Genomic DNA, 24,286 nt, shown 5'->3' with positions numbered 1-24,286 from the left:
ACTCACTCAGAGTTGAACAACGCCACGACCTCAAAATTACGATCGGGTGAGCAACTCTTTAGATTTCAACTATTTTCAATGCTTTGATCAATGAATCTTGGATGTAGCAGTCGTGTTAATTGATTTGATGAATAACAATGCTTCTACATGCAAGACTAATTATCAGCAAAATTTCTGACTGCCTAGAATAATTGCAGCGAATTCGTAGGCTAAAAAATATGGCCGCTTTGGCTTGGCAAGAATGGGACAGATGTAATTTTTCACCATGGTGCTAATCCATTTAGGGAACTTACCTCTAGTGTACCCAATGCTTTAGCAAAACTAAGCCTATACCGAAAAATTAAAGCAAAAATTCAACAATGGGCTAGCGACTTTCCGCAAGGGGATGCAGGCGAAAGACGCTTTGAATCATTGCCCAAGCGGTCTTAATTTCAGGCACACGAATTTCATCCCATTGTCCCGGTTGGCAGTAGAGGTAGGGGATGAGACGACGGTGCTCTGCCAAGGATAGATCCAGAAAGCGAATGCGCATTTCGACAGGGTTGCTGCTCGCCCCCTGCTGAAGTTGAATCAGGCGCTCCTGATCGTGCCAGCGCAGCTCTGCCGAGAGCCATAGATCTGCGAGTTCGCTAGGAGGCAAGAGGCGAAATTGGGCACTGTAGGTTCGTAATCCCTGCGGTGAAGCATGGTTTTCCTGACAAGTGTCACAGTGGCGGATTTGTAAGCGGGCGCCCTCTTCAGAAATATCCACAGTTTGCCCGACATAGCGATCGCCCCCAACAATGAGTTCGCAGGGTTCAGTCCGCAGGAAGCGGGTAAAACGGCGCTGCGGTACATCAATGGCCACCAGCATACACACCAACAAAAGTGACAAATTATAGATTGACCAGACCATGTTCACCGCCAAACTATCGGGATTGACATTCGTCTCTTGAAGGGAAGAGCTGCGCCAAATCAAGCCCCCAATCGTCAAAAGGGCAATCACCAGCAGGGGGCGAATGAGTGGCCAATTAACATTGATGCGGTGGGGATCCACAATCCCCTTGGGCGTTACCTTAAACGTTTTGCCCCGCGGATTGATGAGGGTGCGAATCACCGTGATGGCCATGGGAAAGGCAATAATTGTTTCATAGACATCCGACCAAAAAGCGGAGCGGCGACCCTCAGTCAGCCAAGAAAACGCCATGATATTCCCCAGATAGTAGGGAAAGTAAAAGTAAAGAATCTCGTTCACCGTTGCTCGCAAGGGAGCAATACCAAAGAGCAAAAAGGCCAACGGTGCCAAAAGAAAGATCACCCGCGGAATGGAAAGAAACCAGTAGATGATACTCAAGGAATGGGAGAGGCGCTGCGTTAACCGCAGATTAGGGGCAGTGAAAAAGTTGCCCCCCAAAAAGAGCATTTGCAGTGTGCCCTGCCCCCAGCGCAAGCGTTGGTTAATGTAGGCACTAATCGTCTCCGGCGACATCCCCGCCGCCAAGGCTTCATTGAGGTATTTGACGCGATAGCCAAGGCTTTGCAGCTTAATGGTTGTCATGTAGTCTTCGGTGATACTGTCTGTGGGAATGCCACCAATTTCATCGAGGGCACGGCGGCGAATCACAAAACAGGTGCCACAGCACACCACAGAGTCCCAGTAATCGCGGCTGGGCTGAATAAAGCGGAAAAACAGCGTCTGCTCGTTGTTGAGAATCCCCTCTAGCCCTAGATTCACAGTCACTGGATCCTCATTGAAAAAGTGTTGGGGGGTCTGTACCATTGCCGTTTTCGCATCCTGGAAAAAACCCACGGTGCGGGTGAGAAAGTTGCGACTCGGCACAAAGTCGGCATCAAAGACGGCAATCAACTCCCCCGTGAGTGTGGGCAGTGCATGGTTAATGTTGCCAGCTTTGGCATGGCGGTTGTCGGGGCGATCGCGATATTCACAGCCCAGTTCTGCAGCTAGGGCACGTACCGCCGGGCGACGGGTATCGTCCAGCAAGTAGATGCGCTTGTGGGGGTAGTCCATGGCTTGGCAGGCAATGACTGAACGCCGCAAAATATCCACCCCTTCGTTGTAGGTCGGTAAGATCACATCCACCCAAGGCAAATACTCCCCCCGAATCACCGCTTGACTCAGGCGATCGGCGGCGGGTGTGCGGTCAATGGAGAAAATACAGTGAAAGAAAAAGGCCACACTATTGAGAACTGTCAGCAATTCTGCCAAAAAGAGAACGACGGAGATCGTGCCATTGAGGGGATCATCCAAGTTGAGGCTATTCAACAGGCGCCAGAGTTCATAGCGAATCCCCAATAGGGCAAGACCCACACTGACAATCAGCCGTGACCAGAAGGTCGGTTTAGGGGAGAGTTCCTTTAGGAGAAACGTGATTGCCAACCAGACAAACGCCGGCAGCAGTAAAGCCTCAAGTGTGGTTCCTTGGGGGCGCATGATGGCTTGTCCGCCCTGCCAAAAACCGACAAGATTCGGTAGTAAATCTCGCCAGTTCACTTGCCACAGCAGTACCCCTAGGAGGGCGAGAATGCCTAAGAGCAAGAGCCAGCCATCGGCTTGCAACGACTTGAGGCGCATGATTTAGCTTCTAAACACCACTTCGACACTTTGGCCCACACCACAGAAACGCTCAGCGGTTAAGTCCTCTGGTAGGTTGTAGAGTTGAACATCAACCGCCAGTTCATTGCGCACTAGATCGGGGGGGGGCACGGCCACGTTTTCCCCGACTTCGACTTTGCCCGGCCCGCCGCGAATGGCACGGACAATCCCCGTTAGCCGGCGATCGCTCCCATCCAATAAGCGCACTGTTGCTTCCTGACCCACCCGCAGGCGAGGATTATCCCGTTCCGCCACCAAGCCCGTTGCCCAAACATCGCTACAGTCGAGAATTTTAACGATCGGATCCCCTGCGGTCAGGGGAATACCCAAATCCCCTGTTTTGTGGATCACTGACCAAACCACTGCGGTCGTCGGTACTGTCACGGGGGCAAGGCGTTGCAGGGAGAGTTGCTGTTTGATATTGGCAATTTCACGGCGTAGCTCGGCAATCGTTGTGGCCACTGCCAAGCGTTCAACCTCAATATCGACCAGTTCAACTTGCAAATCAATCAAACGGATCTGGGGAAAACTAAAGGTGCGTGATGCATCGAGTTGCAGTCCTTGGCGAGCCGCTTGTAGGGCTGTTTGTTGGCGGCGCAGTTCGGCCTGTTTACTCTCAACAAATTTCGCTGCTTGCTTGGCACGGGAAATGGCTTCATCGGCGAGTTGGCGCGCCACAGCCCCTGTTTCCACTAAGCTGGTATAGCGATCGGCTTCAATGCGGGCAATGGCCAGAGCTTCTTGGGCTTGGCGCAGTTCCCCTAGGGTACGCTGCACTGCCTCTTGGGCAAAGCGAACTTCAAGGGTTTGCTGACTCTGCTGGTAGCGATCGAGTTGAGAAATCAGAGCCATACGGCTGTTGCGTTTCTGTTGCAGTCCCTGCTGCTGGGAAAGGGCGACATTGAGTCGAGTTTCAAGGTTCTGGCGATCGGTTTCCAGTTGGGGATTGCGATCGTTGCGGATGGTACCAATTTCCGTACCGGCATTCAGGCGTTCGCCAGGGCGCAAGTCTTTTAGGGTTAGGGTGCCGGGGATCGTGGCATAGAGGGTAATCACTGTGCCATTGAGGTAGCCGACACGACTGACCACATTGCGCTGTCGCCACCAGAGGAGATAGACCGCTAAGCCAATGAGCGTCACCCCCAAGCCAATCCGCACTATCCGAAAAATGCGGCGCCGTTTCTCAGTTTGTGGGGGTTTGGTGGCAACTGCACTGGAAGATGATGAGGTATTCATATTCGGTTTTTCCACTGCCACAGCTCAGCAACATACTCAACAGGAAACCCATGCTCCTTTGCCCCTTGGAGAATTGTCTCTAAATAGTCGGCTGAAGGCCACAGGGTTTCATCAATAAAATCCTCCCCTGCCACATAAGTCAGAGCTGTTATCGCCTGACCCGTGGACGTTATGACTCTAACAAATTCATGGCGGTAATGTCCCCACTTAACACCTTCGTAAAAATCTAAGCGTTCAATGTCTGCTTCTGTGCAGCGATAAATCACACCCCAAACAGAACGGTGAGGATCAGGGACAACATTTGCTTTGCCAGTGCCATCATTACTGCGTTTATTGAACACAAGGCGATAGCCCCGCAGTTCAGCAACTTCAGCAGTGGGGACGGTACCGATGCGACGTTTTTTTTGGGCGGTACAGAGGTTGCTGCCGTAGGCAAAGTACCAGATACAGCCGTTGTCTAAAATATGGGAATCATCAAGGGGGAGTGATTCGGTCATCAAGCAGTTGAGGAATAGAGTTGGCGGTAAACTTCCATGAGGGCGATCGCCACCGAAGCCGAGAGATTCAAACTGCGCACCGCCGGCTGCCACATGGGAATTTTCAAAAAGGCGTCACAGGTCGCTAAGACTTCGGCGGGGATGCCATCGGGTTCGCTGCCAAAGATCAGCCAATCACTCTCAGCAAAGCTAAAGTCCCAGTAAATCTGTTGGGCTGAAGGCTCAAAGGCAATCAGACGACCCCCGCTATGGGTAGTTTTGAGGAACGTCGGCCAGTCGGGGTGGCAGTGCAAGGTGACATAGGGCCAGTAATCAAGACCAGCTCGCTTGAGGTAGCGATCGCTGAGTTCAAAGCCCAAGGGTTCAATCAGATGCAGCGGTGTGTGGGTGGCAGCACAGGTGCGGGCAATATTGCCTGTATTCGGGGGAATTTGGGGATGGACAAGCACCACAGCAGGCATGGCGTTGAGTCAGTGGCAACTAGAGACTTAATCCGTTGTCGCCCGGCCACTGGGGGTTAAGCCGCGCCGTCCCTCTTCGCGGGCATAGGTTAAAAAGCGCTGTAGATGCTCTAAATACTCAGAAGGGGGCAGGGTTGCTAATTGGGCGATCGCTTGGGCAAGGGGCAAGTCCCGCCGATAGAGAATCCGAAAGGCTTCCTTGAGGTTGCGCATTTCTGCCTCCGTCACCCCCGCTCTTTGCAGCCCCACTTGATTGAGGGCACGAACCCGCGCCGGATGACCTTCCACCAGCATATAGGGGGGCACATCGCGATCTACCCGTGCCATAGCTCCCACCATTGCCAAGCGGCCAATATGGACAAACTGATGAATGCCCACCATACCGCCAATGCGAGCCTTTGATTCAATGCAAACATGGCCCGCGATCGAGGCCGCATTTGTAATCACCACCTGATCCTCAATCACACAATCATGGGCCACATGGACATAGGCCAGCAACAGATTGTGGTTACCAATAATTGTGGCATCCCCTTCGCCGTTGGCACGGTTGATCGTCACGAACTCGCGAATGGTGTTGTAATCCCCAATACGTAGGGCACTATTGGCACCCGTATATTTTTGATCCTGAGAAGCCGTGCCGATGATCGCTCCCGGAAAGATACGATTACCTACCCCCACCTCCGTTGGCCCTTCAATAATCACGTGGGCACCAATTTCAGTATGGGCACCAACGCGCACCTGTTCGCCAATCACGGCATAGGGGCCGACCCGAACTGTGGGATGTAGCTCGGCACTGGGATGAATGACAGCAGTAGGATGGATCAGTGTTTGCATCATTGATTGTGACTAGTCCACCAGCGAGAACATCATCTCGCCCTCACAGACCAATTGACCATTCACCTCAGCCCGTCCTTGCATTTTGCCGATGCGCTGCTGCTTGACAACAAGAAGCTCGGCCCGCAGGATTAACTGATCGCCGGGGAGGACGGGACGGCGAAAGCGCACCTTATCAATGCCCGCAAACACAGAGAGCTTATCCTTTGCCCAGTTCATCTGCATCAGGACAACCCCTCCCACTTGGGCAAGGGCTTCCACAATGAGCACCCCCGGCATAATTGGGCGACCGGGAAAGTGCCCTTGGAAAAAGGGTTCGTTGATCGTGACGTTTTTCAGCCCCACGGCATACTTTTCTGGAACATAGTCAATGATGCGATCCACCAGCAGAAAGGGATAGCGATGGGGAAGCAATTGCTGGAGATCCGTTACCGTCAGCACAGTGGTGGGTGGGGAGTCAGTCAACGTTGGCATAGGGATAGGGGTCAGCTTCACATCAAAGATATACACAAATCATAGGGGAGAATGGTTGCCGACTAAACCATCTGTTGGGCGATCGCCCGTGCCAATTGGGTATGCAGATGATGACTCGCCCGATAGGCGACATAATGCGCGATGGGGGGTGTCCCTAGGAGGGCTAAATCTCCCCAAAGATCGAGTAATTTGTGGCGAACGGGTTCATCGGCAAAGCGTAACGGCGGGTTGACCCAACCACTGGCACTGCACACCAGAGCATTCTCTAAACTGCCCCCCTGAATCAGGCCTTGGCTGCGCAGATACTCCACTTGTTCGGCAAAACCAAAGGTACGGGCAGGGGCAACGGCCACCGCTAGTTCTGAAGGGGTAAAGCTACACCACTGGCGACCAATCGCCGCATAGGGGAAGTCAATGCCATAGGTGAGGCGTAGCTCAGGAGCAGGAATGGCACTGACAAAGGCTGCTCCTTCGTAAATGGTGACAGGTTCCTTCAAGATGACTGCTGGCCGAGGAATCTCCTGAGGGACAACACCGACCCTTTGAATGCCTTCTAACCAAGGTTGCGCCGAGCCATCGAGCACCGGCACCTCAGAGCCTGTGATCTCAATCGTGACATTATCAATACCAGCGATCGCCAGCGCTGCCAAGAGATGTTCAACCGTGCGCACACTGGCGCCATTGGCGACCAACTCCGTTGCCAACTGAGTGGATTGAACCGCATCAATCTGAGCAGGAATCACGGGCTGTCTCTCCAGATCAAGGCGCACAAACTGTCGCCCCGTGTTGGCGGGTGAGGGTTTCAAGGTCACTTCAACTGATTGACCAGAATGCAAACCTACCCCTGACCATTGGGCAGCCTTTCCAAGAGTTTGCTGTGCAGTTGCAGTCGGTGCCGTTGGTACAGAGGTCGTTACCATGGGTATTTCTCCTAGAAGCGCTCGCCAATGCCAAAGCTGAAGGCACTGCCCCCTTCATTATTCCAGCCAAAGTCAATGCGGATATTGCCTAGGGGGGTATTCACCCGCAGGCCGCCGCCATAGCCTAGCCCCTCTCCGGGTTTACCGCGCACAATCCCCGGCTGACCGGGTACGCTGCGTTGGGTACCGAGCAAACTGGCCCCATCCACAAAGAGGGCGCCACCAACAATATTAAAAATGGGGAACCGATACTCTATTGTTCCTTGCACAAAGGCGCGCCCGGAGCCGATTGCCCCCTCTTCCCAACCGCGCACCGAATTAGCGCCGCCAATTGTAAAGGATTCATAGGGAGGCAAATCGCCAAAAATGTTGCCCGCTTGGATATTGAAGGCAAGGGTTTGTGGCCCCTCAATGCGCAGAAACTTCACGGGGATATAAAAGCTATAACTGCCGCGCACCCGGTTCATTAAGATGTTGCCTGCCCCCACAGGGATTGACTGATCCACCCCTAAGCGAATCACCTGACCACTCGTTGGCCGCAGCGGATCATTGCGCAGGTCTCGCAGAATTGCCGCCTGCACCGTAAACAGGTCATTAAAACCACGGCAAACACCATTGTCTGGAAAGGTTAAGCAGTTGCCTGAAGCATCCGTATTAAAGCGGCTAAAACCACTGTCTAGGGAGGTAACCCGCTGATATTGCAGCCCCAAGGAACCGGTCCAAGCGGTGCGTATCTGATCCCGATCCTTCGTAAAGGGTCGCGTAAAGAAAACGGCACTCCCCAAGCGGTTAATCCGCGGAAAGTCACCATTGGGCAAGCGAACATCAATTGGGCCATTGGTGAAGGTGGTGGGCACTGTCAGGCGGTTAAAGGCACTCACGGTGTAGGAGGTGCGATAGGGATCCCCCTTAATCCAAGGATCGGTAAAGTTAATGTCAAAGAGAAACTCCCCTTCCGTCCCCCCTTGGGCTTCAACACCAAATTTCCAGTTGCGACCAAAGAGGTTGTTTTGTTGGAATGCCACTGTGCCAAATAGCCCCGCAGCGGAACTATAGCCCGCCCCAGCAGAAATACTGCCCGTATTGCGCTCTTTGATATTCAAAATCAAGTTAACCTTGCGGGGATCTTGACCGGGTTCAAGGGCAACTTGCACATCCTCAAAGAGTCCCAATTCAAAGAGGCGTCGCAAATCTGCTTGCACGGTATTTTGGTTGAGAACCACGCCGGGCTGGGTGTCCATTTCACGGCTGATCACAAAGTCACGGGTACGCTGTTTTGTCGGCTCTCCTTCTTTATTCAGGAAGCGATAGGTGACCTGTTCAACCACGCCCTCAGCCACCTGCAATGTCACAACCCCATCGGGATCGACTTGGGGTGTACCAACCACCTGCCCCAAGATATAGCCATTGTCCCTATAGAACCGGTTGATTTGCTCAATGCCAGACTGTAGCTCTCTTAGATTGAGCGTGCGACCAATTTGCGGTGCAAAAATCTCGTTGACTTTTTCTGGGGTGAGCACTTGGTTGCCCGCTACTTGAACGGCTCGCAGTACTGGATAGGGGCGCACGACAAAGGTAATCCGCACACCGAGGGGAGTATCGCTGGGGACGGCATTGACATCAGCAAAAAAGCCCGTGGCAAAGATGGCGTTGGTATCCTCTTGTAGTTGCGTGCGGGTGGTGGTACTGCCAGGGCGAGTGCGAATGACTTGATACACCAATTGCTCAAGTTCGGGTGTGGCGCCTTCAACCACCACTTCGGCAATGAGAACTTGAGGTTCATCAGCGGGGGGCTGGCTCACAGGTAGCGGGGTGGGCGGTGCTGGGGTTGCTGCGGGAGGGCTTTCAGGCACAGGCTCTGCCGCTGGTGGCGTTGGGGATGCTGGAGTTTCCGCAGGTTGGTTTTCAGGCGGCGGGGCTTCTTGGCCACGACTGGGATGCAAAGAACCGAGGGCGATCGCCACGGTTGCCATTGCCACTGCTACCGTTTTCAGGGCAGCCCCCATTGGCTGCATTCGCACTGGCGAAAAAAGTTGGTTATTCACTGCTCACACCTAAAAAACAAATCGCGTCAACACAGCCAAACCCATTGGCATTCCTATAACAGTAGGTTAATGACTCAGAAGTGGCAACAAAAGTGCCCCCCTGTTTGCCCTTGACCCTTAGCCATAATAGGCGGGCTCATTCCCCGCTTTCCACTTGATATTACAGCCGAGACTCGGTTTTTGATCTTCGCTGGGGGTTTGACCAGCTAACACGGCATCAATGGCTGCACGCAAGTCTTTCCCAGTCACCGGTAAGCCATTCTGGGGGCGGCTATCATCGAGCTGTCCACGATACACAAGCTTGCGATCGCCATCAAACAGGAAAAAGTCCGGTGTACAGGCTGCCGTGTAAGCCTTGGCCGTTTCTTGGCTCTCGTCGTAGCAAAGCGGAAATGTAAACCCTAGTTCAGTGGCCATCGCCTTCAGGGACTCTGGGGCATCATCGGGATAGTTGGCAGCGTCATTGGCACTAATGGCAACAATCCCTAAGTCTGTGTCTTTGTAGTCGCGCCCCAGCTTCGCCAGTTCCTCTTGGACGTGTTTTACGTAGGGGCAGTGGCGACAAATAAACATCACCAGTAGGGCTTTCTTATCGGCAAAGCTACTGAGGGAAATCGTTTGCCCACTCACCACATCGGGCAGCTGAAAATCGGGAGCAACAGTACCAAGGGCAAGCATCGTGGACTCTGTCCGCGCCATAAAACCTCCTGAGAACGCTGGCAAGAGTGTTACAAATAGCAATATCGTCCCTAGTGTACTCTGTTGCGATCGTTCCTCAAAGTGGTGAGAGGAGCAACTCCCCCAACGAACGCAAAAAGCAGCAAGATCACTCCTGCTTAGATATCATCGGTTTTAATTTTTGAGCACAGAGAAAAATTGCTTTAGCCAATATAGCTTTGACGGGAGACGTGCTTCTCAAAGGTGGCTTGGGTTTGATGGAGAAGTTGCTCGCGGCTGTCGCTGGTGTGTTTCAGGGCAGGCACCAAATTGCGCGCTTGGAGTGCCATGTGCAGTTGCAAATGGGCAACGTATTCGCTGAGGTCTTCGCGGAGTAGCGGATGACTTTGATGCACAGACACAGTGTTCTCCTTCAACTGATAGTTCAGTAGGCGTTCCATAGATCCTGTCAATCCCCAAAAGCGGTCATGTCAGGAATGGTGCGTTCAAACTGTTCGGCAGGGTGGGGTGCGTCACTTAACCCTTTTAGAGGTTAACATTTCTCAGGGAGGGTGTTGCGATTTGCAATCAACTGTAATGTTTTGCCAATACTTCACGATTCAGGGGGCAGGAAATGCGGTTACTCATTGCTAATGATGATGGGGTCTTTGCCCCCGGTATTCGGGCGTTAGCAGATACGCTGGCGATCGCTGGCCATGAAGTCGTGGTTGTGTGTCCGGATCGCGAACGCTCTGCTACAGGGCATAGCCTCACGGTCTTTGATCCGATTCGCGCCGAAGTCGTTAGCGATCGCTTTCACCCCAGTATTAAGGCGTGGGCCTGCTCCGGTACCCCCTCTGACTGTGTCAAACTCGCCCTTGGTGCCCTCCTAGAGGAACCCCCAGATTTTGTTGTTTCTGGGATTAACCAAGGCTCCAACCTCGGCACGGATATTCTTTACTCCGGCACGGTGTCTGCTGCCATGGAGGGGGTGATTGAGGGAATTCCCAGTATTGCCATTAGCCTCACCAGTTTCACAGTTCATGACTTTCAGCCAGCCGCTGACTTTGCCAGTCGTCTCCTCAAGGCGCTGGAAACCGCCCCCCTGCCCCCAAAGATGCTCCTCAATGTGAATGTACCGGCGCTGCCTGCCAGTGAAATTGCTGGCGTTGTCATTACACGACAGGGGATTCGGCGCTACCATGACCTGTTCCAGAAGCGCATTGACCCTCGCGGCAAAACCTACTACTGGCTCGCTGGTGAAGTGGTTGAAGAATATCCCCAAGACCCCAATCAAGCCCCCACGGATGTGGAAGCCATTGCCCAAAATCTGATTAGTATTACGCCGTTGACCTTTGATCTCACCTACGGTCAAGGGGTGCAGAGTTTAACCGAGTGGCTGCGCCAACCCACTGTACAGCCTCTATTCAATCTCTAGGATCACGGGTGCATGATCACTGGGCTTGGGTAAGCGCCGCGGGGCAATATCAATGTGACAGTTGCAGGCCCGGGCTTTGACAGCGGGGGTAAGGTAGAGGTGATCAATACGCCAGCCATGATTGCGGTGAAAGGCACCCGCCCGATAATCCCACCAAGAGTAGTGCCCAGGCTCCTCGGTAAAGTGGCGAAAGGCATCGTGGAAGCCAAGGTCGCGAATGGCCGCTAAAAGGTTGCGTTCGGCATCGGTGGCTCCCACTTTTGTGGCGCGATCGCTAGCATCAAAAAGGTCTTTATCTTCTGGGGCAATATTAAAATCACCACAGAGAATCACCTCCCCTTGGGCAGTGAGCTGCTCGAGATAGACATGGAGGGTTTTTAACCAGTGCAGCTTGTAGTGGTATTTCTCACTGTCGTACTCTCCGCCGTTGGGAATATAGACATTTACCAAGGTGACATCAGGGGCTAATTGGGCGCGAATCAGTCGTTTTTGCGTATCCAACTCACTGTGACTGGGTAATTGGGGGGCAAAGCCTGCTTCTACGCCCGCAAGAGGCTGACGACTGAGAATGGCCACCCCGTTGTAGGCCTTTTGGCCACTACAATAAACTTGATACCCACGATCCAGAAAGGGCTGACGCGGGAACTCAGCATCTGTGACTTTGGTCTCCTGAAGACAGAGATAGTCCACTCCAGTGGTGTCTAACCATTGGCACACATGGTCAAGGCGAGTGCGAATTGAGTTGACGTTCCAAGTAGCAATTTTTGGCATCGGTTGATTTCAGTCAAAGTGATTTGCCCAAACCGTTATAGGGGGCAGCATCGGCACATACTGTAGAAAGTATAGTTGGGGAGTGGCAGCAGTACCCGAAATATGGCTGGGTATGTTTTGGTGTTGGCCGTGATTATTCTTGGGGGCGCGATCGCGACGGTGGGCGATCGCCTTGGCTCAAAAGTGGGCAAAGCCCGATTGAGCTGGTTTAATTTGCGGCCTCGACAGACGGCTGTCCTGATTACCATTCTCACAGGCAGTTTAATTTCTGCCTCCACCCTTGCCATCCTCTTTGCCCTCAGCCGTGAATTGCGCGATGGCGTGCTGCGCATTGATACGATTCGCCGTCAACAAGCGGCGGCTGAACAAGAACTCGCCGAAACCCGTGCCCAAAAGGATGAAATTGAGGCGGAACTGGCACAATCCCAAATTGAACTGGCCAACATTCGCCAACGCCTTAGTCAAACCAACCAAGTCCTAGAGCAGGCCGTCAATCGTCAAACCCTCACAGAAGCAGAACTCAAGCAACTTCAAGACCGCTACACCCAAGCCCAAAAAGACCTCGAAAACTTTGAAGCCCAAGGGGCACGCCTGCGGCAAGAAATTCAGCGTTTGCAACGGGAGCGACAAGCCATCCAAGGCCGCCTCGAGGATGTGGCTAGCCAAAAAGCAGCCCTAGAAACTGCCATTCGCACGGCTCAACAGCGCCTTGCCGAGGTGGAAGGTCAAAAGGATCGTCTCCAAGCAGAGATTGATCGCATTCAGGATCAACTGGCCGTTGCCAATCAGCAGCAGCAGGTGTTACGCAATCAACAGCGCACGCTTCAGCAGGAAATTGCTGCCCTTGAGGCCAGTCGCCAACGCCTTGAGGAAAACGTGAGCATCCTTTTGCTAGGATTACGGCGGGGGACGATCGCCATTCGCACGGGGCAAGTCTTGGCCTCTGCGGTGATTCAAAATGTCAAGGATCCGGCTCAGGCCACCCAAGTTATTGAAGAGCTCCTGCGGGAGGCGCGACGCAATGCCATTGTCCTGAATCGTCCCCAGAACCTCAAACCGACGGATCAGGTGATTCAAATTACCACCGAAGACGTGAACCGCCTGCGCAGCCAAATTAGTGATGGCCAGCCCTATGTGGTGCGCATTTTAGCTGCGGCCAATTATCTACAGGGGGAAAGTAATATTCTTGTGGTGCCCCAAGTGGCGCGCAATCAGGAGGTTTTCCGCGAGGGTGAGAATCTAGCTACCATTTCCTTGGATCCGAGCCAGATGACCGATGAGCAAATTTTGCAACGCTTGGATCAGTTGTTTACGGTCAGTAATCAGCGGGCGATCGCCTCGGGTGTCCTCCCCGATCCGGTCACTGGCAGTGTTGGCTCCTTTCGCCAAATTGAACTGGTGAAATTTGTCCTCGACCTCAAAGATCACCAAGGGACGATTGATATTAGTGCAGTTACCCCCACCTCTGTTTATACCGCTGGCCCTCTCACCCTTTCCCTTGTCGCCCGCCAAAATCAGCGGGTGATCCTGCGCAGTGGTTAGGCATCAGCATCATTTCCCGCGAATTGGGCTGGATTCATCAAACCGCAGGCTAGGATAGAGGAGATTTTTCTCCGTTCACCATGTAAGGGGTGCCCCCATGAAGCGACTGGTTTCGATTGGTTTTTTGGTGTTTATTCCCCTCTCTATTGCCGCTGAAAAACTGGCATGGGGTGCCCTCACCGTCTTTATTTTGGCAGCACTGGCGATCGTGCCCTTGGCGATTTGGTTGAGCACCGCAACAGAGGAGGTGGCACTTGCCACAGGACCAACCATAGGTGGCCTCTTGAATGCCCTCTTTGGCAATGCAACGGAACTGATTATTGCTATTGTGGCGCTGCGAGCGGGCTTAGTGGATATTGTCAAAGCCAGTATTACGGGCACCCTGATGGCGAACCTTTTGCTGGTGATGGGGTTATCCATGCTGCTGGGGGGCATTCGCTACAAGGAGCAATCCTTTGCCCCAGTGGTGGCACGGGTGAATGCTTCCTCAATGACGGTGGCGATCGCCGCGATTCTCCTACCGGCAATGGTCATTTACACCTCCAGCAGTGTGCCGCCAACCGCAATTTCCAAAATGTCAGTGGTGGCCGCCATCATTCTGATTCTGGTCTATGGACTAACGTTACTCTTTTCTTTGAAAACCCACAGCTATCTTTACGATGTCAGTCAGGTGGAACTGGGGGACGAAGCGGGGCACCATGAAAAGCCGAACCTGCCCCTGTGGATCACGGTTCTAATGATTGCCACGATTGGCGTAGCCTTTGAGTCAGAAATTTTTGTCGGCGCAGTTGAAGCAGCAACGGAGGGCTTGGGTCTAACGCCCCTATTTACTGGGGTCATCCTCTTGCCGTTGGTGGGCGGTGCAGCGGAATATGTGACTGCGGTGGGGGTTGCCCTGAAAAACAATATGGATTTGTCCGTGTCCATCGCCTTGGGTTCATCCCTCTTGGTGGCGCTCTTGGTGGCACCTGTGCTGGTGCTGATTGGCCAGTTTATTGGTCAGCCGATGGATTTAAACTTTAGTCTTTTTGAAGTGGTGACGGTGATTATTGCGGTCGTGATTGCTAATGTGATTAGCCTAGATGGCCGCTCCAACTGGCTGGAGGGGGCGCTGCTGTTGGCCACCTATGGGATTCTCGGCACCGCCTTTTTCTTCCATACCTAGGAGAGGCGCTGAATCTGTAGTTGATAGGTCATGGTTGAGGTCACCCCTTGTCCCCGCAGGGTACCTTGAATGGGGGCAGCATCCGTCGGATCAGCGGCAGCCACAAGGGCAATGTGGCGATCGCTCACCGCTAGGCCGTGGGTGGGATCATAGCCGCGCCAGCCTGCCCCCGGCAAATACACTTCTACCCAGGCATGGAGGTGCCGTTCAGGATTATCCAAGTCTCCTTCCTGATAGCCACTGACAAACCGCGCCGCTAAGCCCACAGCCCGACAGGCATGGATAAACAAGACGGCTGTATCGCGACAGGAACCCATTTGTTTTGCCCAAGTCACACAGGGGGGCCAAGGGGCACCGGTTTCACGAATTTGGTGCTGACAGGTACGGTAAATTTTGTTATTGAGGTCACTGAGAAATGTGAGGACACTGCCATCGCCACTGGCTAAAATTTGCCAAGCCAATTCATAGGCAACAGGATCCACTGACGGTGATAGATAGGGATGCAAGCTAGTTGCCAGTCGCTGCGGATAGTTAAAAGGGAGGGTGACTGCCCACGAGTCAAGCAGATAGTTAAAGGGGTTGTCGCAATAGGTTTCTACTTCAGAGGTGACCTGAATCATCAGGGAGGTGGTGGGCTGTGGTGACCACCAGTAGCGTTGAATGTGATTGCCATGGACATCGAGGACAGTACTTTGGCCTTGGGGAGTTGGTAAAATTTGGAGGGAGAGCGATCGCAGGCGTTGGTGGCCATCACTACGCGGGATCAAGCGTAAATCATGGGGGGCAAGGGCAACAGGGGCGCTGTAGGTGTAGCTAGTTTGATGATAAATGCGGTATTCCATTTCATATCTAAAAGGAAGCCGCCCGAACCAATAACTGTCCAGGCGGGGTGTGGTGTGAGGAGTGAACGGAAACGTGCGTCTCCGCTATTTCTATTGTAGGGGACAGTTTCCAAATTGCCATAAGTAAATGGCGTAAAAAGATCAAATCTTTAGACCACACCCTAGATCCTCTCACTACCAAAGCAAAAAGAGTCAAGAACAGATCCTGACTCCTCAATAAAACAGATGTTTGTAAAAAAAACAGCCTAACGAGTCGTGGCTGCCATTTTCTCTTCTGCCAGTTCCCTTAGGCTAGGGAATAAAAAGTGGTTTTCTTCAACGTACTGCGCACCAAACAAGCCCTTTTCTGCCCAGAAGTAGCGATCGGTGGTGTGCTCATTCCGCTTAACAAGAAGTAAAGCGGGTGGGGTGATCCCCTTGGCTTGAATAAATTTTCGTGCCGCTGTCACAGGTTTATCTTCGCCACTTTCGATGCTATATTGAGGTACGCACTCAAGGATTTTGCGTCCTTCGAGACGCCGCCGGCTCTTCCGCTTCCGTCTTCTGGCCAAGTTGCCTTACCTCCTTTGCCTTCAAAGAACTGTTATTGAGTTTACAAAAGTCGCCCTTTAGTATATCTGGTGTATCCTAGAATTTCAACTTTCCTTAATTTATCGAAACACGATTTATTGACGGGACAACGATCCCCAGCTTAGGATCAACGCTTTGCTGATCCCAGTGACCCCACTATAGCAAATTGTGCCACTTGAGAAAGTGGTTCCTTCCATTTGCCCCACAGCCAATGGGCTACCCTAGAGAACGACTGTCTAAGCTGCTGAACCCCTATGATGAGCCAACGCTTAGTGCAACGGGTGCTCGAAACCCAAGTGTTAACCTCAGCCATTGAAAACCAAATTTCCCAACTGTTGTGGAAGCGGGAATATGACGGTGATGACATGGCAGCGCTTGGGGAATTGCTCGATGCCCTAGAGGCCAAGAAAATTCAAACCCAACAGTAGGTGCTGCGGTCTCTCCTGCAACTTCTGATCCTTGCCCTCAGCTACAGTGCCTTAGCCCTTGGGGGGGTGCCGGGGCTATGTATGAATCGCGCAACGATCGCCCTTGTGAGTGCGGCTCTTTTGATTGCCTTAGGGGCGATTGATCTACCCACTGCATGGCAAGCCATTGATCCCCAGACCATTGTGTTTCTGTTGAGCATGATGATTGTCAATGCTTATCTGGGCTTGAGCGGCTTTTTTCAAATAGCGATGGTGACGGTGGTGCGCTTTAGTGGCAGTCCCTTGGGGCTACTGGTGTTTCTCACTGTAGCTACAGGAATGTTGTCGGCGGTCTTTCTCAACGACACCCTTGCCCTTGTGACGACGCCTTTAACCCTGCGCATTACCCATGTCTTGGGCTTAAATCCAGTGCCCTATCTGCTGGCGATCGCCGCCGCAACCAATATCGGTTCTGTGGCCACCCTCAGCGGCAATCCCCAAAATATCCTCGTGGGATCGTTTTCCGAGTTAGGATATCTGCCGTTTGCCCAAGTGATGGTTCCCGTCGCAGTGCTGGGGTTAGGGCTGCAAGTGGCTTGGTTGGGGTGGCTCTATCCGGAGGTGCGATCGCGCCAACCCTGTACATTGGCTACGCTCCAACCGGTGCAGGTGCAAAAAGGGTTACTCCACAAGACACTGATTGTCTCTGGGCTGATGTTTTTGGCCTTTCTGCTCGGCTTTCCCTTGGCAGAATCCTCTCTTTTGGCGGCAGCAGCTTTACTGGTCACCCGTCGGGTGAAGCCAGAGCGCATCCTTGCTCAGGTGGATTGGTCACTATTGGTTCTATTTGCGGGTCTGTTTATTCTTACCCGCTGTATTCAAAACTTTGATTTATTAGCCGTTTTGCGCCCTTGGGTGAATCAGCCCTTGCCCCTCGTGGTGATTACAGCACTGCTGTCAAATTTAATTTCTAACGTGCCCACGGTGCTGCTGCTCGCACAGTTTATCCCCAAAGGTGCCGATCAACTCTGGTACCTACTGGCAGCCACAAGTACCCTCGCGGGCAATCTTACGCTTTTTGGTGCTGTGGCTAATTTAATTACAGTTGAGGCCGCTGCTAGCTCAGGACAGCGGTTTTCCTTTTGGCAGCACTTGCGCTTTGGTGCACCGCTCACAGTGTTGACGCTGGCGATCGCCTACGTTTGGATCGTGAGTCAGACCTAGGGGCTAAAGGTTGGGGTCGTTGCTCCAGAGGCACTCTCAAAGTAGGCCACATCAGACAGAATGACAGGCGCATCGGATTCAGGAATGGGCTGCTCTTGACTGAGATAGCCGACACAGCCATTCATCAGGCTATAGACAAAAATCACGCCTCCCGCTGAGATGGCCACGAGGCCACTGGCCAGCAGTAAGGAAAAATCCCGGAGGCGGTAGGCACCGTGGAGGAGTCGCACCGACCACAGCACCAATGCCAGTACCAGTAGAAGTAAGATAGCCATATGTAAACTATCTTAACAACTCTCAGGATTTTCCTCATCAATCTTTAGATTCTTCTAATGAATTCTTGCTAGCACAGTGCCCGTGTTCGCTCTATGGTGCAGGTGAGGTTGGCGCCATACTGACCCACATGGGTAATTTCAGGCGTGTAGGCCTCTAGCACCCGTCCTGTGCGATCGCACATCGTTAGGACGTAATCACAGTGGGGACACTGGGTGTGACTCACGGAGCCATAGCGTTGGCGAAGGGCTAATTTACCACAGTGAGGACAGTGAATCGTTTGCATGGTAACCATAGTTAAATAATCCTTAAATTCTTTTTGGCGTGTAGGAACTTGTGATAAAAGGCGTTGCGCAAATCTGCGTTTCAAAACAACAAAACTCAACAAATAGTATTGCGCAACATTAAGGGAGTTTATGAGAGAGGACACTTTTTATTATGGATGGATTTTCTAGCGATGGCAATGATCCCAATGTTAAAAAATATGCTAATTCGACGGGGATCAAGGAATTCTACAAATGGCCTTAGAGAAACTTGCTTCGCTTTTCTGAGAGGTGATTGACCTTTATTACAGCCCTTTTCACAAAGATTGAAGAAGATCAAGCTAGGCAAAACTGCCCTCGAAAAGTATTACATTCTCTTTACGTCCTCCCTGCTTTGGAAAAGAAAGGCATCTACCTTACTTGCATTTCTATTCAGCGATGTTTACTTAATGTAATGGTTTGTAACTCTGATCATTGACAACTCAATAGTAATAATCTGAAGAAAATATTAAGAAGTTGAGTGCATAGGGGTAGCCAGTGAAGTGGTTCAGCCTTGGTCTATTAAGTGGATGTTTCGTTGGCTCAATGACCTCAGCAGTAGCACAGGGTTCTCTGCAGGTGGTTTATCCGCCGCGAGAGCACACTACAAGCGCACCCCGGATTTTCTTTATTGGTACAGCACCGCCGCAAGTTGTCGTTACCCTCAATGGGCAGGTCGTTGGCGATCGCTCGCCAGCGGGACACTTTGCCCCCAGTCTTCCCCTGCAACCCGGATTGAATCACATCACCCTGCAAGCAGGGGATCAACGCCTTGACTTTGCCATCACTCGCACGGTGCCCCAAGTACCGACCACCCTACAACCCCTAGAGCCAACAGCCGATTTAGTGCGCCTAGCCAATGAAATTGTTTGCTTTACCGCTGCTGCCCCCAGCGATCGCGCCGTGCAAGTCCAAGTGGGTCAGCGCATTCTGCCCCTAGAACCCCTACCGCCCCAAGTGCAACTGCCCTCTAATCTGGCTGCGCTGATTCATCAAGCGGAGGTGGTCACTGCTCGCCCTTCTCTCTATCGCAATTGCCTCCAGCTCACCGAAGTGGGCGACTATGGCCCGATTCAATGGCAATTTGCAGGCCAGCGCCAACCCGGTGCCCGCATTCGTGTGGCTGAGCCAACGCAATTACCAGTTGTGGAAGTCACCCGTTCCCTTGGGGGGGTAGCCCGCACTGGCCCTAGCACTGACTATTCCCGGCTGACGCCCTTGCCAGTGGGAACACGCGCACGGGTACGCGGACAAACGGGGGATTGGCTGCATTTGGACTATGGGGGTTGGATCCGCGCCAATGAAGTGCGGTTCCTCTCCAGTGCTCTGCCGACCACCGCCACTATCCGCAGTATAACCAGCCGTCAGCTTGCGGGTTGGACAGAAATCAGCTTTCCTTTGGATGTGCCCGTACCGATTTCGATTCAGCAGGGCGATCGCCAGTTCACCCTAACGCTCCACAACACGATTCCCCAAACCGACATCATTCGCCTCGATGCCGATCCCGTCATCCAGCGCCTTGACTGGTACCCCCTTGATCAAGAGCGGGTGGAGTATCGTTTGACGCTGCATCATCGCCAACAGTGGGGCTATCGTGTGGCCTATGAAGGCAATCGGCTGGTGCTGCAACTGCGTCATCCACCCCAACTCCAACGGGGGACACAACCCCTGCGGGGGATTAAAATTCTCCTTGATCCCGGCCATGGCGGGCCTGAGGACTTGGGAGCACGCGGCCCAGATGGTACGCCAGAGAAGGTCGTCACATTGGCACTGGCCCAAAAACTGGCACCCGAGCTAGAACGCCTTGGGGCAACAGTCATTTTGACGCGCACAGAGGATATTGATCTGGACTTGCCCGATCGCCTTCTCGCCATTGAATCAGCCCAACCCACCCTTGCCCTCAGCTTGCACTACAATGCTCTCCCCGATGCTGGCGATGCCCGTAATACCCAAGGGATTGGCGCCTTTTGGTATCATCCCCAAAGCCATGACCTTGCCGTTTTCCTAGAGGGGTATCTCAGTCAGCGACTGCGGCGGCAGCAGTACGGTGTGTTTTGGAATAACCTTGCCCTGACTCGTCCGACAATTGCCCCTGCGGTGCTGCTGGAACTGGGCTTTATGATTCACCCAGAGGAGTTTGAGTGGATTGTTAACCCCCAAGCCCAAGCTGAGCTTGCCCGCACCCTTGCCCAAGGCATTCTGGAGTGGTTACAGCAGGCGACGCGGGATTAATCTTCCAGCAAATGGTGAAGGGCTGCCGCCATCTCGGCAGTGGATGTGGTGGCTGTGCCAAACTGACGTACGACAATACTGGCGGCCAAATTGCCTAAAACTGCCGCCTCCCAAAGACTGGCACCCGCCACAAGGGCAAGGGTTAAAGCAGCAACAACGGTATCGCCTGCGCCAGTGACATCAAAGACATCCGTACGGTTAAAGGCGGGTAAATGGTAGGGCGCCGCCTCGCGACTAAAGAGACTCATACCAGCATCCCCCCGCGTAATCAGCATATATTTAGCCGCCGTCAACTCCAGCAGGTCTTCCCCAGCTCGCAGTACCTCGGCCTCTGTGCGAATTGGGTAGCCCACCGCTGCCTCTGCTTCTGGCAGGTTTGGCGTAAATAGGAAAGCACCGCGATAGCGAGCTAAATCCCGTTGGGTATCAACAATCGTGCGCTCATGCTCTAGGGCAGCCGCAATCACAGGGGGTGTAAAGACACCATCGCCATAGTCGGAGCAAACCACGGCATCGGCAGTCCCCACCTGCTGACGAATAAAGGCCGCTAGCGCCTCCTGAAGGGCTGGGGCAGGCAGATCATCGGACTTGCGATCCACGCGCACAATTTGCTGCGTCACCGACTGGCGAGCATGGCCAGAAATACGGGTTTTCGTCACGGTGGGGCGATCGCCATCCTTAAAGATGCCCCGCGTATCAATCCCTGCCCCTTGAAAAATGCTACAAAGCGCCTCCCCCTGCGGATCTACACCCACCAGACCAACCGCCTGCACCTGAGCACCCAACTTGGCCAAATTGTAGATGGCATTGGCACCGCCGCCGGGCACTTGGCGGGTAAACTCATGGCGCAAAATCAGAACGGGGGCTTCCCGCGAGAGACGCTCCACCTGACCCGTGAGAAATTCATCGAGGGTGAGATCCCCCACCACCAGTACCCGTGCTGAGGAAAAGGACTCCAAAAGGTGTAGGAGTCGCCCTTGGGACGATTGCAATTGCTGGCGCAGGTCGGGTGGTAACATTTGGCTTTGCCTCAATTCCCGCTGATCCAGAATACTCCTGTGGGGGGACACCCATGCGCAGGGCAAGGTTCACAGAGATGATATAGTCCAAAAAGGGTAAATAAATGTTAAGAATCGTCTCCTGCATAGCCAAGGGGATCGACTAGAAAATAGTGAGTATTGGTGTGGCGTGAGGAATCAACCATGACTGGGCAGCAGCCGATTCGGTTCGGAACCGATGGCATTCGTGGACGGGCGGGGGAGTTGCTAACCCCCAACTTGGCCTTGAGCTTGGGATATTGGGTGGGAGAAGTGCTGCGACAAAGGACGGATGCACCCCAGCGCCCCTTTATCATTGGTCAAGATTCCCGCAACTCCAGTGATATGTTGGCCACAGCCTTGGCCGCCGGCTTAACCGCCGCTGGTTTTGAAGTGTGGAATGTGGGTCTGTGCCCGACCCCCTGTATTGCCTACCTAACGGCCACCACAGAAGCCATCGGTGGCGCCATGATTTCCGCCAGTCACAATCCCCCCGCCGATAACGGCATTAAAATTTTTGGCAGCGATGGCAGCAAGCTCAGCCCTGATCTGCAAAAAGAAATTGAAGCCCACCTAAATGCTGGCCTATCCTTGCCCCATACGGAGCACTGGGGGCATTTGCATCATCGTCCCGAATTGCTTCAGCGCTATCGCCATGCGGTGCAAGCGCCCCTTGAGGATCGTCAACCGCTGCGGAGACTGCGGGTGGTGTTAGATTTGGCTTGGGGATCTGCGGTGGCGGTGGCACCGACGGTGTTCCATGCCCTAGGGGCTGAGGTGATTGCTCTCCACGATCGCGCCGATGGCGATCGCATTAATGTCAACTGCGGTTCCACCCATTTAGAACCATTACAACAGGCTGTCCGTGAAACCCGTGCCGCTATGGGGTTTGCCTTTGATGGCGATGCCGATCGCGTGCTGGCGGTGGATAGTCAAGGACGAGTGGTTGATGGCGATCACATTCTCTACTTCTGGGGACAACGGCTTCAGTCGCAGGCACAACTCCCCAAGGATTTGATTGTCGCCACTGTGATGTCAAATCTCGGCTTTGAGCGAGCTTGGCAAGCGCGGGGTGGACAACTGGTGCGGGCAGCAGTGGGCGATCAATACGTCCATGCAGAGATGCTGCGCCACGGTGCCATGCTGGGGGGAGAACAGTCGGGACACATCCTCTGCCGTCACTATGGTGTGGGGGGGGATGGCTTGCTCACAGCGGTTCATTTAGCAACCCTTGTTCAGGATTCCCGTCTATCCTTGGCACAACTGCGAGACCAAAGTTTTACCGCCTACCCGCAAATTCTTCGCAATGTCCGTGTTGACGATCGACAGCGACGACTCCACTGGCAAGAATGTGAGCCTTTGCAACAGATGATTACCAAAGCGCAACTGGATATGGGCGATCGCGGGCGAGTCTTGGTACGTGCCTCTGGGACAGAACCCGTTATCCGCGTCATGGTGGAAGCCGAGCAGCAAAGTGTTGCTGATTATTGGACAGAGACCTTGGTGCAGACGGTGACTGCTTATTTAGCGGCCTAGGAACAGGCGTCACTAGCTTGTATGATAATTGCCTAGTCGCGCTCTAGCCATTTCCTTGTCAGTCTCGCGTTTTCAAGCTGCCTGTGAGCAGGGTGAGTTTCTCATCACCGCAGAGGTTTGCCCCCCTAAGGGTAGGGATGCCAGTACGATGTTGCGCCAAGCAGCCCATCTCAAGGGGCGGGTTCATGCGGTCAATGTCACCGATGGCAGTCGCGCTGTGTTGCGCATGAGTTCTTGGGCAGCCGCCTATTTGTTGCAACAGCAGGGGTTTGAACCCATTTGCCAGATCGCCTGTCGCGATCGCAACCGCATTGCCCTGCAAGCGGATCTCATGGGCATTGCCGCCCTTGGTTTACGCAATATTTTGGCACTCACGGGCGACCCCGTCAAAGCAGGCGATCATCCCCAAGCCAAACCCGTCTTTGATTTGGAGTCTGTGCGGCTATTGCGCGTCATTGGCCAACTGAATCAAGGGGTGGATAGCGAGGATCGCCCCCTAGCCGATGGAGCGACGCAATTTTTTGCCGGGGCAGCGGTTGATCCTCAGTCTGCCAGTTGGTCAGGACTGCAACAACGGTTTGAACGCAAATTGGCAGCGGGTGCTCAATTTTTCCAAACGCAGTTAATTACTGACTTTGAGCGGCTAGCCAAGTTTATGGATCAGATTGCGGCGGGCTGTGGGCGACCCATTCTTGCTGGAATTTTTCTCCTCAAGTCGGCCAAAAATGCCCTGTTTATCAATCGCGCTGTGCCCGGTGCACTGATTCCCCAGCACCTTATTGATCGCCTTGCCGCTGCCGCTGATCCCCTCGATGAAGGGATAACTATTGCTGCCGAGCAGGTACAACAGGCGCGGGAACTCTGCCAGGGGGTGCACTTAATGGCGGTGCGCCGTGAGGATTTGATTCCCGAAATTCTCAACCGAGCGGGAATTGCTCCCCTCAGCGCGTCACCTGCACCCCGCGCCAAAACGCCACATAGCCCTTGATATTGGCAGCCGCCGGCTTGGGATCGGGGTAGTACCATGCCGCATCACGGTTCACCTGACCATTGACAACAACGTGGTAGTAGCTGGCTGTGCCTTTCCAACCACAAACGGTGTGGGTATCGCTGGGCTGAAAATAGGCCGGATTGAGTGCCTCTGGCGGAAAATAAACATTGCCTTCGACCACTTCATAGCGATCGCTCTCGGCCAAGGTTGCGCCTTTCCAAACTGCTTTTGCCATTGCT

The 24,286-nt window shown here is 53.4% G+C and carries 25 protein-coding genes; 8 read left to right on the top strand and 17 right to left on the bottom strand.

Annotated elements, in window-relative coordinates; translation table 11 throughout:
* Positions 1 to 364: 364 nt before the first annotated feature.
* From RHJ02_RS11575 to RHJ02_RS11530, 10 genes are all read right to left on the bottom strand, one after another.
* Complete coding sequence (locus tag RHJ02_RS11575; RefSeq protein WP_310800244.1) at positions 365 to 2,572, bottom strand: glycosyltransferase; 2,208 nt, start codon at positions 2,570 to 2,572, stop codon at positions 365 to 367.
* 3 nt (positions 2,573 to 2,575) lie between these two features.
* Positions 2,576 to 3,829 carry an HlyD family efflux transporter periplasmic adaptor subunit gene (locus RHJ02_RS11570; RefSeq protein ID WP_310800243.1) on the bottom strand — a complete coding sequence of 418 codons (1,254 nt, stop codon included), beginning with the start codon at positions 3,827 to 3,829 and terminating at the stop codon, positions 2,576 to 2,578.
* Entirely contained in the window at positions 3,826 to 4,326 is a 501-nt protein-coding gene (locus RHJ02_RS11565; protein ID WP_206200283.1) for a gamma-glutamylcyclotransferase family protein, read from the bottom strand. Before RHJ02_RS11565 ends, RHJ02_RS11570 begins: the two co-directional genes overlap by 4 nt.
* Entirely contained in the window at positions 4,326 to 4,787 is a 462-nt protein-coding gene (locus RHJ02_RS11560) for a tRNA (cytidine(34)-2'-O)-methyltransferase (protein ID WP_149819613.1), read from the bottom strand. The genes RHJ02_RS11565 and RHJ02_RS11560 overlap by 1 nt, the downstream gene beginning before the upstream one ends.
* 27 nt (positions 4,788 to 4,814) lie before the next feature.
* Positions 4,815 to 5,621, bottom strand: a complete 807-nt coding sequence (lpxA, locus tag RHJ02_RS11555; protein WP_315862932.1) for an acyl-ACP--UDP-N-acetylglucosamine O-acyltransferase — start codon at positions 5,619 to 5,621, stop codon at positions 4,815 to 4,817.
* Between the two features lie 12 nt (positions 5,622 to 5,633).
* Positions 5,634 to 6,095 carry a 3-hydroxyacyl-ACP dehydratase FabZ gene (gene fabZ, locus RHJ02_RS11550; protein ID WP_206200282.1) on the bottom strand — a complete coding sequence of 154 codons (462 nt, stop codon included), beginning with the start codon at positions 6,093 to 6,095 and terminating at the stop codon, positions 5,634 to 5,636.
* 62 nt (positions 6,096 to 6,157) lie between these two features.
* Positions 6,158 to 7,015, bottom strand: a complete 858-nt coding sequence (gene lpxC, locus RHJ02_RS11545; RefSeq protein WP_206200281.1) for a UDP-3-O-acyl-N-acetylglucosamine deacetylase — start codon at positions 7,013 to 7,015, stop codon at positions 6,158 to 6,160.
* A gap of 11 nt (positions 7,016 to 7,026) precedes the next feature.
* The gene (locus RHJ02_RS11540; RefSeq protein ID WP_310744578.1) at positions 7,027 to 9,060 is read right to left on the bottom strand and encodes a BamA/TamA family outer membrane protein; all 2,034 of its coding nucleotides are present in this window, start codon (positions 9,058 to 9,060) and stop codon (positions 7,027 to 7,029) included.
* A 117-nt stretch (positions 9,061 to 9,177) separates the two neighbouring features.
* The gene (locus tag RHJ02_RS11535; RefSeq protein ID WP_206200279.1) at positions 9,178 to 9,759 is read right to left on the bottom strand and encodes a thioredoxin family protein; all 582 of its coding nucleotides are present in this window, start codon (positions 9,757 to 9,759) and stop codon (positions 9,178 to 9,180) included.
* A 182-nt stretch (positions 9,760 to 9,941) separates the two neighbouring features.
* On the bottom strand, positions 9,942 to 10,178 hold the full coding sequence (locus RHJ02_RS11530) for a hypothetical protein (protein WP_225901576.1): 237 nt from the start codon (positions 10,176 to 10,178) through the stop codon (positions 9,942 to 9,944).
* Between the two features lie 173 nt (positions 10,179 to 10,351).
* Here RHJ02_RS11530 and surE point away from each other — a divergent pair, with 173 nt between their 5' ends.
* A complete protein-coding gene (gene surE, locus RHJ02_RS11525; RefSeq protein ID WP_206200278.1) occupies positions 10,352 to 11,155 on the top strand; it encodes a 5'/3'-nucleotidase SurE in 804 nt (267 codons plus the stop codon).
* Here surE and xth read toward each other — a convergent pair.
* Positions 11,141 to 11,926, bottom strand: coding sequence for an exodeoxyribonuclease III (gene xth, locus RHJ02_RS11520; protein ID WP_206200277.1), 786 nt, complete (start codon positions 11,924 to 11,926; stop codon positions 11,141 to 11,143). The genes surE and xth overlap by 15 nt on opposite strands.
* Before the next feature lie 102 nt (positions 11,927 to 12,028).
* On the opposite strand from xth, the gene RHJ02_RS11515 reads away from it, so the two are divergent.
* Together RHJ02_RS11515 and cax are read left to right on the top strand one after the other, a co-directional pair.
* A complete protein-coding gene (locus RHJ02_RS11515) occupies positions 12,029 to 13,468 on the top strand; it encodes a DUF3084 domain-containing protein (protein WP_310744577.1) in 1,440 nt (479 codons plus the stop codon).
* 97 nt (positions 13,469 to 13,565) lie between these two features.
* Positions 13,566 to 14,633 carry a calcium/proton exchanger gene (gene cax / locus RHJ02_RS11510; RefSeq protein ID WP_206200275.1) on the top strand — a complete coding sequence of 356 codons (1,068 nt, stop codon included), beginning with the start codon at positions 13,566 to 13,568 and terminating at the stop codon, positions 14,631 to 14,633.
* Here cax and RHJ02_RS11505 read toward each other — a convergent pair.
* Together RHJ02_RS11505 and RHJ02_RS11500 are read right to left on the bottom strand one after the other, a co-directional pair.
* Positions 14,630 to 15,475 carry a transglutaminase family protein gene (locus tag RHJ02_RS11505; protein WP_206200274.1) on the bottom strand — a complete coding sequence of 282 codons (846 nt, stop codon included), beginning with the start codon at positions 15,473 to 15,475 and terminating at the stop codon, positions 14,630 to 14,632. The two genes, cax and RHJ02_RS11505, sit on opposite strands and share 4 nt — an antisense overlap.
* 245 nt (positions 15,476 to 15,720) lie before the next feature.
* Complete coding sequence (locus RHJ02_RS11500; protein WP_149819587.1) at positions 15,721 to 16,026, bottom strand: DUF3155 domain-containing protein; 306 nt, start codon at positions 16,024 to 16,026, stop codon at positions 15,721 to 15,723.
* Positions 16,027 to 16,299: 273 nt separating this feature from the next.
* Here RHJ02_RS11500 and RHJ02_RS11495 point away from each other — a divergent pair, with 273 nt between their 5' ends.
* Together RHJ02_RS11495 and RHJ02_RS11490 are read left to right on the top strand one after the other, a co-directional pair.
* Positions 16,300 to 16,473 carry a hypothetical protein gene (locus tag RHJ02_RS11495; RefSeq protein ID WP_206200273.1) on the top strand — a complete coding sequence of 58 codons (174 nt, stop codon included), beginning with the start codon at positions 16,300 to 16,302 and terminating at the stop codon, positions 16,471 to 16,473.
* Positions 16,474 to 17,676, top strand: coding sequence for an anion transporter (locus RHJ02_RS11490; protein ID WP_206200272.1), 1,203 nt, complete (start codon positions 16,474 to 16,476; stop codon positions 17,674 to 17,676).
* Here RHJ02_RS11490 and RHJ02_RS11485 read toward each other — a convergent pair.
* Together RHJ02_RS11485 and RHJ02_RS11480 are read right to left on the bottom strand one after the other, a co-directional pair.
* Positions 17,673 to 17,951: a hypothetical protein gene (locus tag RHJ02_RS11485; protein WP_310800242.1), complete on the bottom strand. Its 279-nt coding sequence runs from the start codon at positions 17,949 to 17,951 to the stop codon at positions 17,673 to 17,675. The two genes, RHJ02_RS11490 and RHJ02_RS11485, sit on opposite strands and share 4 nt — an antisense overlap.
* Before the next feature lie 68 nt (positions 17,952 to 18,019).
* A complete protein-coding gene (locus RHJ02_RS11480; protein ID WP_149819579.1) occupies positions 18,020 to 18,244 on the bottom strand; it encodes a replication restart DNA helicase PriA in 225 nt (74 codons plus the stop codon).
* A gap of 553 nt (positions 18,245 to 18,797) precedes the next feature.
* Here RHJ02_RS11480 and RHJ02_RS11475 point away from each other — a divergent pair.
* The gene (locus RHJ02_RS11475) at positions 18,798 to 20,483 is read left to right on the top strand and encodes an N-acetylmuramoyl-L-alanine amidase (RefSeq protein WP_206200270.1); all 1,686 of its coding nucleotides are present in this window, start codon (positions 18,798 to 18,800) and stop codon (positions 20,481 to 20,483) included.
* On the opposite strand, the gene rfaE1 is transcribed toward RHJ02_RS11475, so the two are convergent.
* Entirely contained in the window at positions 20,480 to 21,502 is a 1,023-nt protein-coding gene (gene rfaE1, locus RHJ02_RS11470) for a D-glycero-beta-D-manno-heptose-7-phosphate kinase (protein WP_302677510.1), read from the bottom strand. The two genes, RHJ02_RS11475 and rfaE1, sit on opposite strands and share 4 nt — an antisense overlap.
* Before the next feature lie 183 nt (positions 21,503 to 21,685).
* Between rfaE1 and glmM the strand changes: the two genes are divergently transcribed.
* Positions 21,686 to 23,056: a phosphoglucosamine mutase gene (glmM, locus tag RHJ02_RS11465; RefSeq protein WP_206200268.1), complete on the top strand. Its 1,371-nt coding sequence runs from the start codon at positions 21,686 to 21,688 to the stop codon at positions 23,054 to 23,056.
* A 55-nt stretch (positions 23,057 to 23,111) separates the two neighbouring features.
* Positions 23,112 to 24,044: a methylenetetrahydrofolate reductase gene (locus RHJ02_RS11460; RefSeq protein ID WP_206200267.1), complete on the top strand. Its 933-nt coding sequence runs from the start codon at positions 23,112 to 23,114 to the stop codon at positions 24,042 to 24,044.
* On the opposite strand, the gene RHJ02_RS11455 is transcribed toward RHJ02_RS11460, so the two are convergent.
* Complete coding sequence (locus tag RHJ02_RS11455) at positions 23,998 to 24,282, bottom strand: DUF427 domain-containing protein (protein WP_206200266.1); 285 nt, start codon at positions 24,280 to 24,282, stop codon at positions 23,998 to 24,000. The genes RHJ02_RS11460 and RHJ02_RS11455 overlap by 47 nt on opposite strands.
* Between the last annotated feature and the right edge of the window lie 4 nt (positions 24,283 to 24,286).

Source organism: Thermosynechococcus sp. TG215 (assembly GCF_031583455.1).
Lineage (GTDB): Bacteria > Cyanobacteriota > Cyanobacteriia > Thermosynechococcales > Thermosynechococcaceae > Thermosynechococcus.
The sequence above is the reverse complement of the archived record's forward strand: the minus strand, read 5'-3'. Positions and strand labels throughout refer to the sequence as shown.